At 69.6% G+C, this 13,343-nt stretch carries 11 protein-coding genes and 1 pseudogene; 3 read left to right on the forward strand and 9 right to left on the reverse strand.

All coding sequences use genetic code 11. The features are described 5' to 3' along the window. Positions 1-444: 444 nt before the first annotated feature. The 4 genes and pseudogenes from tyrS to BCY76_RS09245 all read right to left on the reverse strand — a co-directional run bounded on the left by tyrS (position 445) and on the right by BCY76_RS09245 (position 6,056). Positions 445-1,773: a tyrosine--tRNA ligase gene (gene tyrS / locus BCY76_RS09230; protein ID WP_085437567.1), complete on the reverse strand. Its 1,329-nt coding sequence runs from the start codon at positions 1,771-1,773 to the stop codon at positions 445-447. A 52-nt stretch (positions 1,774-1,825) separates the two neighbouring features. Further along, positions 1,826-4,098: pseudogene (locus tag BCY76_RS09235) on the reverse strand (HelD family protein). Positions 4,099-4,270: 172 nt separating this feature from the next. Beyond that, positions 4,271-4,975, reverse strand: coding sequence for a DNA-3-methyladenine glycosylase (locus BCY76_RS09240; RefSeq protein WP_083277365.1), 705 nt, complete (start codon positions 4,973-4,975; stop codon positions 4,271-4,273). A gap of 25 nt (positions 4,976-5,000) precedes the next feature. Then, complete coding sequence (locus BCY76_RS09245) at positions 5,001-6,056, reverse strand: GTP-binding protein (RefSeq protein WP_070159155.1); 1,056 nt, start codon at positions 6,054-6,056, stop codon at positions 5,001-5,003. A 67-nt stretch (positions 6,057-6,123) separates the two neighbouring features. Between BCY76_RS09245 and ykgO the strand changes: the two genes are divergently transcribed. Next, positions 6,124-6,246: a type B 50S ribosomal protein L36 gene (gene ykgO / locus BCY76_RS09250; RefSeq protein WP_070159154.1), complete on the forward strand. Its 123-nt coding sequence runs from the start codon at positions 6,124-6,126 to the stop codon at positions 6,244-6,246. A gap of 4 nt (positions 6,247-6,250) precedes the next feature. Further along, positions 6,251-7,015 carry a class I SAM-dependent methyltransferase gene (locus tag BCY76_RS09255; RefSeq protein WP_085437569.1) on the forward strand — a complete coding sequence of 255 codons (765 nt, stop codon included), beginning with the start codon at positions 6,251-6,253 and terminating at the stop codon, positions 7,013-7,015. On the opposite strand, the gene BCY76_RS09260 is transcribed toward BCY76_RS09255, so the two are convergent. From BCY76_RS09260 to BCY76_RS09280, 5 genes are all read right to left on the reverse strand, one after another. Continuing rightward, positions 6,969-7,775 (reverse strand): lytic transglycosylase domain-containing protein, encoded by an 807-nt coding sequence (locus tag BCY76_RS09260; protein WP_139827709.1) that lies wholly within the window; start codon positions 7,773-7,775, stop codon positions 6,969-6,971. The two genes, BCY76_RS09255 and BCY76_RS09260, sit on opposite strands and share 47 nt — an antisense overlap. Next, the gene (gene argH, locus BCY76_RS09265; RefSeq protein ID WP_085437571.1) at positions 7,772-9,244 is read right to left on the reverse strand and encodes an argininosuccinate lyase; all 1,473 of its coding nucleotides are present in this window, start codon (positions 9,242-9,244) and stop codon (positions 7,772-7,774) included. Before argH ends, BCY76_RS09260 begins: the two co-directional genes overlap by 4 nt. A gap of 11 nt (positions 9,245-9,255) precedes the next feature. Beyond that, complete coding sequence (locus tag BCY76_RS09270) at positions 9,256-10,491, reverse strand: argininosuccinate synthase (RefSeq protein WP_070159150.1); 1,236 nt, start codon at positions 10,489-10,491, stop codon at positions 9,256-9,258. Positions 10,492-10,635: 144 nt separating this feature from the next. Then, on the reverse strand, positions 10,636-11,634 hold the full coding sequence (locus BCY76_RS09275; RefSeq protein WP_170922644.1) for an arsenic resistance protein: 999 nt from the start codon (positions 11,632-11,634) through the stop codon (positions 10,636-10,638). Then, positions 11,628-12,749, reverse strand: coding sequence for an NAD(P)/FAD-dependent oxidoreductase (locus BCY76_RS09280; RefSeq protein WP_070159147.1), 1,122 nt, complete (start codon positions 12,747-12,749; stop codon positions 11,628-11,630). The genes BCY76_RS09275 and BCY76_RS09280 overlap by 7 nt, the downstream gene beginning before the upstream one ends. Positions 12,750-12,871: 122 nt before the next feature. Between BCY76_RS09280 and BCY76_RS09285 the strand changes: the two genes are divergently transcribed. Beyond that, positions 12,872-13,333, forward strand: a complete 462-nt coding sequence (locus BCY76_RS09285; RefSeq protein WP_083277363.1) for an ankyrin repeat domain-containing protein — start codon at positions 12,872-12,874, stop codon at positions 13,331-13,333. The last annotated feature ends 10 nt before the right edge of the window (positions 13,334-13,343 follow it).

The following is a 13,343-nucleotide window of genomic DNA, read 5'->3' on the forward strand; positions in this document are numbered from 1 at the left end:
GCCGCCAACCTAGAATATCATATCATATTCTCTGTTGTCAATTTTCGCTTTCCGGATCGCTCCGAAGCAACTTTTCTATCCTAGAACATCTCGTTTCCGGCTGTCAAACCCGGTCCCGAGCCGCCCTCCGGACAGCAACTTCTCCATCCTACCCTATCCGTCTGACCCGTGCAAACTCGGTGTCTCACCGAATTCTCTGGGCCATCCTCAAGGATGAGCGTCAAGAAGCCCTGTGACGTGACCGCCACAGTGTGCTCTGCACCGGGTTTCTGCCTTTCGGCTGTCTTCCCTGTGCCCTGAGCACGAGTAGAAACTTTACACAGCACCTCGCCCCCGCGCAAACCGGATCGGGGGTGATGTGCGTCTCAGACGAGAACAGCCGCGGCGCCGGCGTCCCAAGGGACGTCCGGGCCGCGGCTGCCGTGCCGGTCTGGGTCTCGGTGATCAGTCGCCGTTCCGGCGCACGATGGCCAGATTCTTCTTGCCGCGACGCACCACCAGGTACCGGCCATGGAGCCAGAGCTCCGAACCGGCCGGGGTCTCGCCGTCGTCGACCTTGGTGTTGTTCACATAGGCGCCGCCGTCCTTGACGGTGCGCCGTGCCTCGGACTTCGAGCTGACCAGACCGGTGGAGACCAGCGCCTCCACCACGGAGGCTGACTGCGGGTCGAGGTCTGCGACCGGCAGCTCAGCGGAGGCCGCGCGCAGGGTCGGTTCGTCGATCTCGGCGATCTCCCCCTTGCCGAAGAGCGCCTCAGAGGCTGCAATGACCTTTCGGGTCGCCTCCTCCCCATGGACCAGCGTGGTCACATCCCATGCCAGAGTCCGCTGCGCCTCCCGGGAGAAGGGGCGCTCCTCCACCTCGCGAGCCAGGGCGTCGATCTCTTCCCGACTGCGGAAGGTGAACACCTTCAGCCGCTCGATCACATCGGCGTCGGCCTGGTTGAGCCAGAACTGGTAGAAGGTGTACGGCGAGCACAGCTCGGCGTCGAGCCAGATCGCGTTGCCCTCCGACTTGCCGAACTTGGTGCCGTCCGAGTTCGTGATCAGCGGCGTGCCGAGGGCGTGCACCTGGGCATTCTCCACTCGCCGGACAAGCTCCGTTCCAGCGGTGATGTTCCCCCACTGGTCGGAACCCCCGAACTGGAGCGTGCAGTCGTAGTCTCGGTACAGCTGCAGGTAGTCCAGACCCTGGAGGATCTGGTAGCTGAACTCCGTGTAGGAGATTCCCTCATCAGAGTTCAGCCGCTTGGCCACCAGGTCCTTCTTGATCATGGTGCCCACACGGAAGTACTTGCCGATGTCCCGCAGGAACTCGATGGCGGTGATCCCCTGGGTCCAGTCCAGGTTGTTCACCATCTGCGCAGCGTTCTCCCCCTCGAAGGAGATGTAGGGGCGCACCTGGTCCTGGATGCTGCGCACCCAGCCGGCCACAGTCTCCGGAGTGTTGAGCACCCGCTCCCCCGACTCGCGGGGGTCGCCGATGAGGCCGGTGGAGCCGCCGACGAGCGCCAGGGGCCGGTGACCGGCCAGCTGGATGCGTCGCATCGTGAGCAGCTGCACCAGGTGACCCAGGTGCAGAGAAGCCGCCGTCGGATCGAATCCGCAGTAATAGGTGATGGGGTCCCCCGCGAGGGCCTCCTCCAGTGCTGACTCCTCCGTCGACACGTGCACCAGGCCGCGCCACTTCAGCTCCTGCCAGATGTTCTCGAAGCTGTCATCGTTGCGCTGGGTCTCCAGCGCCGCTGGGTTCTCCACGAGGTTCTTCTCCATCACAACTCGTACGGTAGCAGTGTCGGGCCCTGGTCCGGGGCCCGGTCTCGTCTCACCGCGCGTCGAACCCCGCCGGGAGCTCGCCCGAGTGCACGACGTGCAGCGACTGGGTGGGACGGGTGAGCGCCACATACAGGCTGCCGATCCTGCCCGCGGCCTCCTCGCGCAGCTCGGCGGGCTCGACCACCACCACGGCGTCGAACTCCAGACCCTTGGCGTCATCGGCGGTGAGGACCACGATGTCCTGGCTCAGTGAGCCCGCGCCGTCGCCGACCCGTTCGCCGAAGCGTTCCCGCAGGGCGCGCCGGGCGGACGCGTGGAGCCGCTCCGGGACGATGGCCGCCACCAGGCCGTCTCCGACCTTGCCGAACTCGGCGTCGACGGCCTCCACCACCGCCGGCACCACGGCATCGTCCGCCACCTGGTCCACTGCGGGAGCATGGTCGCCCTCGCGGACCGTGCGCAGCGAGGTGATGTCCAGTCCTTCGGAGCGGGCCACGGCCTCGGCCAGATCCACGATCCGGCGCGGGGTCCGGTAGTTGACCGTGAGCTCCTCGACGCGCATCCGCTCGCCGACGAAAGGCTCCATGGCGGCCTGCCAACTCGTCGCCGCCGACGCCGAGGAACCCTGGGCGATGTCGCCGACCACGGTGAAGGATTTCAGGGGGCACCGCCGCATGAGCACATGCCACTGCATGGGTGAGAGCTCCTGGGCCTCATCGACCACGACATGGCCGTAGGTCCAGGTGCGGTCCACCTGGGCGCGCTCAGCAGCACTGAGGCGGGCGGCGGTCTCCTCGTTGAGGCTCACCACGTCCTCCGCGCTCAGGAAGCCTTCGATGCCCATCTCGGCCATCGCGGGGGTGGCGTTCTCCACGGCCTTGCGGGCGTCCTCGAGCTGCCGCTCCCGGGCGGCCTTCTGCCGAGCCTCCTCCCGTCCGGCGGACTCGTCGAGGTCGCCCAGCAGCTCGGCGGCCTCGTCGAGCAGCGGGACGTCGGCGACGGTGAACGGCTCCCCGGGTTCCCGCCGCAGCAGGTCCCGCTCGGTCCGGGTCAGCATCGGTGCGGCCGCCTCCAGATAGGCCGGCCGGCTCCACAGGTCCTCCAGCAGATTCTGCGGCGTCCGCGGCAGCCAGCAGAGGTTCAGCAGCACGCGCACGTCGCGGGCGGTGCGGACGTCCTCCACCAGATAGGAGCGGTCCGCCTCGTTGCCCTCGGACCGCTTGGCCAGGATGCGCTCGAGCTTCTCCGCGATGTCCTTCACCACGACCTTCACGAAGGTCGTCCGCGCCTCGTTGTAGGGCTTGCCGGTAGCCCGGGCCCGTTCCCGGGCGCGGTTGATCATCGCCGGGGTGACCGAGACCTTGACGCCGTCGACGTCCACCTCTCGCGGCTCCGCATGGTGCGTTGACGCTGGGCCACGGCCGCACCGATGACCTCCGCCATCTGCAGCCGCCCCTTGATCTCAGCGACCCGGGAGTCCTGCTCCTCGACGCCGCGCACCCCGGGGTACAGCTCAGCCACCGACGACATCACCACGCCGGTCTCGCCCAGCGAGGGCAGGACACGGTCGATGTAGGACATGAAGGTGGAGTTCGGCCCCACGATCAGCACCCCGGCGGACTTCAGCCGCTCCCGATGGCTGTACAGCAGATAGGCGGCCCGATGGAGGGCCACCGCAGTCTTCCCCGTCCCCGGCCCACCCTGGACCACCAGGACTCCCGGCAGGTCCGAGCGGATCACTCGGTCCTGCTCCGCCTGGATGGTGGCGACGATGTCGCCCATCTGACCGGTGCGCCGGGCGTTGAGCGCCGCGAGCAGAGCCCCGTCCCCGTGGTTCTCCGCCGTCTCCTCGAGCAGGTCTGGGTCCAGGACCTCATCCTCCACGCCCTGGACGTCCCGACGCCGCAGCATCAGGTGCCGGCGTCGTCGCACGCCCTGCCGATCGAAGGCGGTGGCCTGGTAGAAGACGCCGGACTCCGGGGCTCGCCAATCCAGCATGAGCCGCTGCCGCTCGGCGGTGGTCAGCCCGATGCGGCCGATGTACCGACAGTCGCCGCCGTCGAGATCCAGGCGCCCGAAGACGAGCCGATCGTCCACGGCGTTGAGCTGAGCCAGCCGATCCTCATACATGGTGGCGAAGGCGTCGCGCTCCGAGACGTTCTGCATGGTGCCCACCGCCCCGGTGCTGCGCACCTCGGAGAGCTGGGTCTCCTTCTCCTCGCGGAGCTCGTCGAGCCTGCGGTACAGCAGGCCCACGTACTCCCGCTCCTCCTCGACGGCGGCGTCGAGCGCCGGGACGGGGACCTCACCGTCGGTGGGCATGTCTCCGGAGGCCCTCCGGAACGGCCGTTGCGCGCGGCCGGACGATCCGGGATGACCTCGGATGCGCTCGAGCTGGTCGTGTCACTCATCAAGCAGTACGGCTCTCATGTCTGAAACAGATGACCACCTATCCTACCCGCAAGAGGGTGAACAGGACATGACGGCGTCGCCGTCAGCTCTGCCGACGCTCCAGCACCTCCCGAGCGGGCACATCCCGACCCGGCCGGTAGGCCGAGACACTGGCTTCACCGGCCAGCCAGCAGCGCCAGGGGAACTCCGGGCCTCCGCCGACACCGGAGACGCCCACCCGCGGGCCCCAGAGCCTCTCGCCGACCGGCTCCCCGGGCGGCGAGAGGAGGAAAGCGACGTCTTCGGGGTCCGGATCCGCAGGCTGCGGCGCCTCGGGCGGCACCAGTGTCACCGGCGCGGCGTCCATGGTGAGCGTGATGCCCAGCCCTTGACCCAGACGCCCAGGCCCCGAGAGCAGCTTCACCCCGGTGTCCCGCCCCCGGCGCTCGACTGCGAGGCCGCGTCCGGCGAGCACCTCGCCGGCGCGCAGCAGCACTCCCCCGGCCGTGCCCTCGGGTCCGCAGGCCAGGTTCAGACAGCGATGGATCCCGTAGTTCAGGTAGACGTAGGTGCGCCGCGGAGGCCCGAACAGGGAGTCATTGCGGGCCGTGCGGCCGCGGAAGCTGTGCGCTCCGGGGTCCTCGCCCTGGTCACCGTAGGCCTCGACCTCAGTCAGCCGGACGGTGACAGCACCCTGTACGGTCACCACGGTCAGGCGGCAGCCCAGCAGGGCCGGAGCGAGCGCCGTGGCGTGCCCGTCGAAGAGCGTGTCAAGCTGATGAAGGTCCACGGCCGACCATTCTTCCATCCCGCACCTGTGGGACTCACCGTGCTCACAGATTCGGTGCGGTGCGCCAGTCCGGGAAGGGATCGGGGAAGGTGGACCAGGCCATGGGACCGGCCGCGAGCTCGTCGTCGTCCAGAGCCGCCTCGTCCAGGGCCGCGGTGAGCCTCCGGGTGTCCAGACCGAGCCCGACGACGGCGACGTCCTGCCCGAAGGCCAGCACTTCGTCCTCCTCCCGCATCTGGTGGTCGAAGCTCACCGGTTCCAGGGCGAATCCGGCCCCCACATGGTCCCACTGGGCGGTGACATGTGGCCGGGTCGCCAGTCGGCAGAACCCGGCGGAGCGCAGCACCTGCCCGGCGCCGCGTTCGAAGAAGAAGGTCTCCAGGACTGCATGCAGCCGGCCCGGGTGGAAAGGTCGCAGCTGGTCGTACCGCATCACCGTGACGTCCTCGGTGGTCACCTCCGGGGCGAAGTCCCCGTTGAGCTGGCAGATCCACCCGGCCCTCGTCTGCTCCTGGGAGTACTCCGTGCTCCGCCGAGGCCATCCGTTCGAGACGCCACCGTCGCGTCGCACCGTGGCCCGCGGACTCAGCGCGCTCAGCAGCGCCTCGAGCGTGCGGAGCCGGTGAGCCGGAAGGCCGGAGGTGTTGACCAGCACGATGTCCGAGGCGTATTCGATCTGCTGGACCATCAGTTCCGCCCGGGCCGCGTGGTGGGCCCCGTCCTGCAGCGGCACGAAGTCCTCCGCCTCCAGATCGTCGAGCAGATGCGCGGCGTCCACCACGCAGACCACGGCGGAGAGCCGAGTGGCCATGGTGGGGTCGGCCAGAAGGCCGATGATCTCCATGGCCGGCGTCTCCAGCGGGTGCTCGACCACCAGGCCCTGCGCCGCACGCATCCGGCCCAGGAGCGTCACCGCCTGATCGAGCACCTCCGGCTCGGCGCGCATCCTGCGCGCGGGCAGCAGCACCCGGTTCTCGGCGCGGGCCAGGCGCGCCGCGAGCTCCTGCCGCTCCGGTGCGCAGGCTCCGACGACGGCGACGACGTCCACCCGCCCTCCGATGCTCGCTCCCTGCGGCTCGTCCTCCGGCGTGATCTCCATTCGCGTCCTTCCAGGGTTGAAGCGTATGATCACTGCTAATGCTACTCATTATCACTAGGAGGATGCCATGAAGGTCCGAAAGTCCCTGCGCTCGCTGAAGAACAAGCCCGGCTCCCAGGTGGTGCGCCGCCGCGGCAAGACCTACGTCATCAACAAGAAGAACCCCCGCCTCAAGGCCCGCCAGGGCTGACAGCATGCCTAGGTCCCAACTCGACGAGTACGAGCTCATCGGTGAGCTCCATGATCTCTTCCTGAGCGAGGAGACGTGGAGCCCCATCAGGCCTGTTCTCCAGGAGCTCTTCGGAGAGCTGGGAGACAGCGCCGTGGTGATGGACATCGGCGCCGGCACGGGGCTGGGAGTCGACGCCCTGTCCCGGGTGTTCGACGGCCGCATCGCCGCCGTCGAGCCTTCGGCCATGATGCGGGCCGGCCTGCTGACCAGGATCTCGACCGACGAGGACCTGGCCGGGCGCGTCCGCATCATCGCCGAACCTGCACCCGCGGCCTTCGCCCAGCTCACCGGGCCCATCGACGGCTTCCTCTGCACGCATATGCTGGGCCACCTCAGCGGCCACCAGCGCCGGGAGATGTTCGCGCAGCTGGAACAGCGTATGGCGCCCGGAGCGTCCGGACTCGTCACCGCCGACCGGCACCTCGCACCGCCGTCGGGTCGGTCCGTGGAGCAGCATCGGCGCCTCGGCGGACTGGACTACGTGGCGCGCTTCCTCCCCCAGCCGGACGGCCTAGTGCAGCGCTACGAGGTCCGCGACGGCGGCACGGTGCTGCGCAGCGTGGAGGCTGTGAGCCGATGGCAGCCCGTCACACAGGCCGCGCTCGCCGCTGAGGCGGCGCCGGCCGGCTTCGAGCTGGTGAGCCGGGGCGACGGGCTCGCCACCCTCAGAAGGAGCCCGTTCAGAACGCCCCCGCGTACCGCTCAGCCCACCGGGCGACGTCATTGATGTAGGGCATTGAGCGGTTGTAGGCCCCCACCGCGGTGGCGAAACCCTCATCCTGCGTCAGCGGCCCACCACGCTCACACAGATAGACCGCGGCGGTCAGCGCGGCGTCATCGATGTTCTGCGGGTCCGGGCCCTCTTCGCGTGCCCCGGCAGAGCCGTCCTGAGCGTAGAGCCCCCAGGTGGTCGGGATGAACTGCATCGGTCCGACGGCTCTGTCCCACTCATCGTCGCCGTCGAGCTCGCCGCCGTCGGTGTCCCGGATCTCCGCCACACCCTCACCGCCGTCCAGGGCGATGCCGATGATCGGCGGTGAGGCCGTGCCGTCTGCCTCCAGGCTCGAGCCTGCGTAGGTGCCGTGCAGGGACTCCACCTGCCCGATCCCCGCCAGGGTGTTCCAGCCCAGACCGCATCCGGGCCTCTCGGCACGCTGCCGCAGGGCGGCACCCGCATAGGCCTCCAGCGCGCGCGGCGGAATCTCCTCCGACTCGGCCGTCGCGGCGACCCAGTCCGGGTCGGCGATCTCGCGCACGGGAAGATCCGCCAGCGAGGCCGCCTCACGCGCCTGCGCGGAGAACGGGGCCTGCCGCTGGACCGGAGCCTCCGGCAGCTCGGCGGACGTCTGATCGTCAGGCTCCTCCGGAGCTCCCCCGCAGGAGGTCAGGAGCACGACGACGCAGGCGGCCGCCCCGAGGAGTCGGGGCCGCCGCCTGCGCTGCGTCGTGGGATCTGAGATCGAGCGTCCGGAGGCCATCTCAGTCATCTGCGTCGCGCCGACCGCCGATGCTCAGCCTCCCAGCGCCGCGCGGCGCCGTGCCGACTCGGCGGCGGCGCCTCGAGCTGCTCGGCGACCCGCACCGGAGCGGTGCCGCCAACGGCGTCACGGGAGGCCAGGGAGCCCTCCACGCTGAGCACGTGACGCACCTCGGGCGTGAGAGCCGGGTGGATGGCGGCCAGCTCCTCATCGGTGAGCTCGTGCAGCTCCTTGACGGGCGCATGCTGCTCACAGGCCCGCACACATTCTCCGGCCACCTCATGGGCCACCCGGAACGGCACACCCTGCCGGACCAGCCACTCCGCGACGTCCGTGGCCAGGGAGAACCCCTGCGGGGCCAACTCGGCGAGTCGCTCGGGGTGGAACTCGAGCGTGGCGATCATCCCGGAGACCGCCGGAAGGAGCAGCTCGAGGGTGTCGACGGCGTCGAAGGCCGGCTCCTTGTCCTCCTGCAGATCCCGGTTGTAGGCCAGCGGCAGCGCCTTGAGCGTCGCCAGCAGACCGGTGAGGTCACCGATGAGCCGGCCGGCCTTGCCGCGGGCCAGCTCCGCGATGTCCGGGTTCTTCTTCTGCGGCATGATCGAGCTGCCCGTGGAGTACGCGTCGTCGAGCGTGACGAAGCCGAACTCCTTGGTGGCCCAGAAGATGACCTCCTCGCTGATCCGGGAGAGGTCCACCCCGATCATCGCGGTCACCCAGGTGAACTCCGCCACCAGGTCCCGCGAGGCGGTGCCGTCGATGGAGTTCTCCGTCGGCCCGTCGAAGCCCAGCTCGGCGGCCACCTGCGCCGGGTCCAGACCCAGCGAGGAGCCGGCCAGCGCTCCGGAGCCGTACGGGGAACGCGCCAGACGACGGTCCAGGTCCGCCAGACGGTCGACGTCGCGCAGCAGCGGCCACGCATGGGCGAGCAGATGATGGGCCAGCAGCACCGGCTGCGCATGCTGCAGATGGGTGCGGCCCGGCATCGGCGCCGTCGGGTGCCGCCGCGCCTGGGAGACCAGGGCCTCGACGACGTCGAGGACGCCGGATGAGATGACCGCGACCTGATCCCGAAGGTACATGCGCACCATCGTGGCGATCTGATCATTCCTCGACCGTCCGGCGCGCAGCTTGCCGCCGAGCTCCTGGCCCGCCCGCTCCAGCAGCCCGCGCTCCAGCGCCCCGTGGACGTCCTCGTCGGACTCCGCGGGAGTGAAGGCCCCGGAGCGGACGTCCTCGGCGAGGGCGTCCAGCGCCGAGAGCATCCCCTCCAGCTCGGACTCCGTCAGCAGCCCCGCCCGGTGCAGCACTCGGGCGTGCGCCCGGGATCCGGCGATGTCATAGGGGGCGAGCTTCCAGTCGAAATGCGTGGACTTGCTCAGCGCCGCCATCACATCGGCCGGCCCGGAGGCGAAGCGCCCACCCCACAGGGAGCCCTCGTTGGTGCCGTGCGTCTGGCTGGTCGACTCCGTTCCCATGCCGGCTGCGCTCACTTCTCGACGCCGGCGCCGGAGAGGTCGGGCTTGCCGTGGATCCGCTCCTCGCGCTGCGAGGCCGTCCGGGCGGACAGCCCGAAGATGTCGATGAATCCGGGCGCCGACGACTGATCGAAGGAGTCGCCTTCGTCGTAGGTGGCGAGGTTGAAGTCGTACAGTGAGGTCTCGGAGCGCCGGCCCTGCACCGTGGCGCGGCCGCCGTGGAGCTCCAGGCGGATCTCCCCGGAGACGTACTTCTGGGTCTCGTCGATGAAGACGTCGAGGTTGTTCTTCAACGGCGAGAACCACTGGCCGTCATAGACCAGCTCGGTCCACCGCTGATCGACCGTCTTCTTGAACCGCGCCTGCTCGCGCTCCAGGGTGATGTTCTCCAGCTCCCGGTGGGCGGCCATCAGGGCCATCGCGCCCGGCGCCTCATAGATCTCCCTCGACTTGATGCCCACCAGTCGGTCCTCCACGATGTCGATCCGCCCGATGCCCTGGGCGCCGGCGCGGCGGTTGAGCTCCTCGATGGTCTCCAGCGGCGTCACGCTGCGTCCGTCGAGGGCCACCGGCACGCCCTGATCGAAGGTGATGGTCACGACGTCGGCCGCCGGCGGGAAGGCCGGGTCTTCGGTGTAGTCGTAGACGTCCTTGGTGGGGCCGTTCCAGATGTCCTCCAGGAAGCCCGTCTCCACGGCCCGTCCCCAGACGTTCTGGTCGATGGAGAAGGGGTTCTTCTTCGTCGTCTCGATCGGCAGGTCGTTCTTCTCCGCGTACTCGATGGCCTTCTCCCGGGTCAGGGCGAGGTCGCGGACTGGGGCGATGCACTTCAGCTCCGGGCCGAGCGTCTGGATGGAGACCTCGAAGCGCACCTGGTCGTTCCCCTTGCCGGTGCAGCCGTGGGCGACAGTGGAGGCCCCGAACTGCTGAGCGGCGGCGACGAGGTGCTTCGAGATCACCGGTCGCGAGATGGCCGAGACCAGCGGGTAGGCGTCCATGTACAGCCCGTTGGCCTTCAGCGTGGGCATGCAGTACTGCTCGGCGAACTCGTCGCGAGCGTCGGCCACGTAGGCCTCGACGGCGCCGCAGTCCAGGGCGCGCTGGCGGACGGTCTCCAGGGACTCTCCGCCCTGTCCGACGTCGACGGCGACGGCGACGACCTCGGAGCCGGTCGCCTCGGCGATCCAGCCGATGGCCACTGAGGTGTCGAGGCCGCCCGAGTAGGCGAGAACGATGCGATCGGTCACGGGTCCAGCTCCTTGCATGTCGTCCCTGGGCGGCCAGGGAGGTGTGGTGGTCGGCTCACCGAGGAGTCTACATAAATATTCAGTCCATTGCATACTCACGCAGTGGGGCTCGGGGAACCGCCGTCTCCCTGGCAGGCTATCGCCTCAGGACGCCGCCGTCAGCGGCTCCGCGACACCGAGCCTCCGACTCCGACGACGATCCCTGCGACGACGCCGGCGCATCCACCATGACACCGCCGCCAGATGCGGGAACTCCAGCAGCATGCCGAGCACGATCACCGCAGTCACCACGGGATCCTCGCCCAGCACCAGGGCCGTGACGGCCAGCATCAGCGGCGCATTCCGAGCCGCCGTCGTGAAGATGACCAGGATCAGATCCGGCTCGGCCAACGCGGCACGCCGCGACACGGCCACAGCGAGCCCCATGCTGAGCGCGAAGAACAGGGCGACCACGATCAGCACCTGGACGAAGACCCACGGCGCCAGGACCGCCTCCGACGCCCCGGCGGCGAAGAGCACCAGGATCAGCGCGGCGATCACCCAGGGCAGGGCCGCGCCTCCGGCCCGCTGAACGGCGGCGAGCGCGTCACGGCCGGCCGCCCGACCGACCAGCAGGCGCACCAGCACCGCCGCTGCGGCCGGAATCAGCAGGCCTTCTGTGACAGCCGGCCACAGCGCCTCCATCACTCCAGGGAGGCTGCGCCCGGTGACCAGCGAGATCCACACCGGGTAGAGGAGCAGCTGCAGCACCAGGGAGACCGGGATCAGCGCCGCCCCCAGCACAGCGTTCCCACCGGCCACCCGGGTGAATCCGAGGAACCAGTCCGTGCAGGGGAACAGCAGATAGATCAGCAGCCCCAGACGCACGGCCTCGCTGTCGGGAACCAGCAGCGTCACCAGCCCCAGGGCGGCCGCCGGCAGCACGAGCATGTTGAGCACCAGCGCCACGACGGCGGCGCGGCGCGAGCGCAGCAGCTCCCGCGCCCCACCGACTCGCAGCTCCAGGAACACGAGCCCGAGCAGCAGCATGATCAGCGGATCCGTCGCATGCTCCGCCCAGGCGGCGTCCGAGCCGGTCAGTCCCAGCAGCAGGCCGACGGCGATCGCCAGCAGGAACAGCCAAGGCGGCGAAGGACTCAGCACGCGCATTCGGCCCCGCAGGACTCGACGTCCTCGGCGAGCATGCCGGCCTGACGCCAGGCCTCGAGCGCCGTGCAGTCCTTCCCGAGGGACTCGCCGACCACGCGGGCGACATGGGCGAAGCGCTGCCGGAACTTGTAGACGAAGCAGAAGCGCTGCGACCCGTGACGCAGCGCCGCTCCGGCGAGGAAGAGCCCGGGGGCTCGGGTGGACTGATCGTCGGCGTCCACCAGGGGCCAGCCGTCCTCCCTGCGGTCGAACAGATGCGCCGCGGGTCCGAGACCAGGCCCGAACCCGGTGCCCGCCACAGGTGCCGAGTCGGCCTCCAGCACGGTGCCGTCACTGAGAGAGACCGACCAGCGGTCTCCGTCGCGGGCCACCGACGAGGCATGCCGAGCCAGCAGGCGGAGCCTGCCGGTCTGCTGGGCGCGAGCCAGCCGCATCCTGGTGCGCGGCGCCAGGCGGAAGGACGGATCGGACCCTTCGCCGGCGTCCCAGGGATGGTCGGCATCGAGCACAGTGACCTCCGCGCCGGCCTCGACATGGTGGCAGGCGACGTCGAGGCCGGACTCGTAGCCGCCGAGCACCACGAGGCGACCCTGCCGCGGCCCCCAGGCCTCCTGGCGGGAGGTGTGGACCAGCGCGCCCTTCCCCGCCATCTGTGGCACGGCGGGGTCTTGGAACTCCCCGCCGGCCCAGACCACCGTCCGCGCTGGGATGGGCCCGTGCGGGGTGGTGGCGACGAAGCCGGCGTCGTCCTGCCGCAGCGAGGTGACCTCACACTCCGGAGCGACCGGCACCTCGAAGACCCGGGCGACACCGCGCAGGTACTTCGCGTAGCCGCGCCCGTCGGGATAGTCCACACCGAGGCTGAAGGCGGGAGAGGTCTCCGGGTGCACGGAGTTCAGGTCCGTGGACCCGTAGCCGTTGCCGGTGAAGGACGGGGTGAGGAATCGCTGCTCCTGCGGCCATCGCCGGAAGGTCTCGCCGATCTGGCCGCGGTCGACGACGCCGACGGTCAGTCCGTCGACGGCGTCGAGGGCGAGGGCGCACCCGATGCCGGCGGGGCCCGCCCCGACCACGAGGGCGTCGAGGGCCTGCGCTGGAGAGGGGGTCATGGAGCGACCTTCCTAGTTATTGAGAATGACTTTCAATAACCCAGCATACGCGACGGCGTCGATGACCTCGGACGACATGACACGCCGCCGTCGCCGGCTCGGCCTCCGATACACTCGGGGCCATGCCACACGACTCCTCCCCCGCCGCCGGACAGCCCCAGGACACCGGCGACGTCCCCGAGCTGACCGACGAACAGCTGGAGTTCCTCAACTCCATGTTCGACCTCGCGCGGCAGGGCCGTGGCGAAGAGCTGCTGGGCCTCATCGACCAGGGGATCCCGGTCAACCTGGCCAACGCCAAGGGCGACACGCTGCTGATCCTGGCCACCTACAACAACCACGTCTCCCTGGTGAAGGGCCTGCTCGACCGGGACGCCGACGTCGACCGGCTCAACGACCGCGGCCAGTCCGCCCTGACCTGTGCGGTGTTCCTGCAGAACGAGGAGACGGTGCGCCTGCTCCTCGACGCCGGCGCGGACCCCCGCCACGAGGGCCAGAACGCCTATGCGGCCATCGAGATGTTCGGCCTCGACGCGATGCGTGCCGTGCTCGACGAGCACCAGGGGAACCGCTCCGGGAAGTGACGAGGCCCCG

Origin of the sequence: Nesterenkonia sp. PF2B19 (assembly GCF_001758425.2) — a bacterium.
In the GTDB taxonomy this organism is placed as follows: Bacteria; Actinomycetota; Actinomycetes; order Actinomycetales; family Micrococcaceae; genus Nesterenkonia; species Nesterenkonia aethiopica.

Coding starts and splice junctions, on each gene's coding strand:
- tyrS (WP_085437567.1), bottom strand. CDS start 1,773: ATGGAGAAGAACCTCGTGGAGAACCCAGCGGCGCTGGAGACCCAGCGC.
- BCY76_RS09240 (WP_083277365.1), bottom strand. CDS start 4,975: ATGGAAGAATGGTCGGCCGTGGACCTTCATCAGCTTGACACGCTCTTC.
- BCY76_RS09245 (WP_070159155.1), bottom strand. CDS start 6,056: ATGGAGATCACGCCGGAGGACGAGCCGCAGGGAGCGAGCATCGGAGGG.
- ykgO (WP_070159154.1), top strand. CDS start 6,124: ATGAAGGTCCGAAAGTCCCTGCGCTCGCTGAAGAACAAGCCCGGCTCC.
- BCY76_RS09255 (WP_085437569.1), top strand. CDS start 6,251: ATGCCTAGGTCCCAACTCGACGAGTACGAGCTCATCGGTGAGCTCCAT.
- BCY76_RS09260 (WP_139827709.1), bottom strand. CDS start 7,775: ATGACTGAGATGGCCTCCGGACGCTCGATCTCAGATCCCACGACGCAG.
- argH (WP_085437571.1), bottom strand. CDS start 9,244: ATGGGAACGGAGTCGACCAGCCAGACGCACGGCACCAACGAGGGCTCC.
- BCY76_RS09280 (WP_070159147.1), bottom strand. CDS start 12,749: ATGACCCCCTCTCCAGCGCAGGCCCTCGACGCCCTCGTGGTCGGGGCG.
- BCY76_RS09285 (WP_083277363.1), top strand. CDS start 12,872: ATGCCACACGACTCCTCCCCCGCCGCCGGACAGCCCCAGGACACCGGC.